Source organism: Burkholderia sp. E168m23, assembly GCF_016586125.1.
In the GTDB taxonomy this organism is placed as follows: Bacteria; Pseudomonadota; Gammaproteobacteria; order Burkholderiales; family Burkholderiaceae; genus Burkholderia; species Burkholderia orbicola.
In genome coordinates this window covers 1-525 of the sequence record NZ_BCPP01001719.1, presented here as the reverse complement: position 1 = coordinate 525, position 525 = coordinate 1, and the positions used below count along the sequence as shown (strand labels likewise).

General features: G+C 66.3%; 1 protein-coding gene. It reads left to right on the top strand.

The features are described from left to right. Positions 1-492 (top strand): pirin family protein (locus JMF90_RS39865; RefSeq protein WP_305790789.1); only part of this gene is annotated, 492 nt, incomplete at its 5' end. Positions 493-525 lie beyond the last annotated feature (33 nt).

Genomic DNA, 525 nt, shown 5'->3' with positions numbered 1-525 from the left:
AACCTGCCGCGCCGCGACAAGATGATCGCACCGCGCTACCAGGAGATCCCGGCCGACCGCATTCCGACTGCGACGTCGCCGGACGGCCGCGCGCGCGTGCGCGTCATCGCCGGCGAAGCATTCGGCGTACAGGCCGCGATCGAAACGCACACACCGATTCTCTACCAGCACTTCACGCTGGAGCCGGGTGCAACGGTCACACAGCCCGTGCCGGCCGGTTATCGCGTGTTTGCCTATCCGATCGACGGAACGGGCCTCTACGGGCCTGACAGGCAGGCGGTCGACGCACGGCACATGATCGTCTACGGAGACGATGGCGACACCGTCACGTTCGCTGCCGGCGACACGTCGCTCGACCTGCTGCTGATCGGCGGCGTGCCGCTCAACGAGCCGATCGTCCGCTACGGCCCGTTCGTGATGAATACCGAAGAAGAGATCCGGCAGGCCGTCGTCGACTACCAGACCGGTCGCATGGGTCGCATCGAAGCGTAAATCGGATCGGGGTCACAGGGGCCGCGAAGCCGA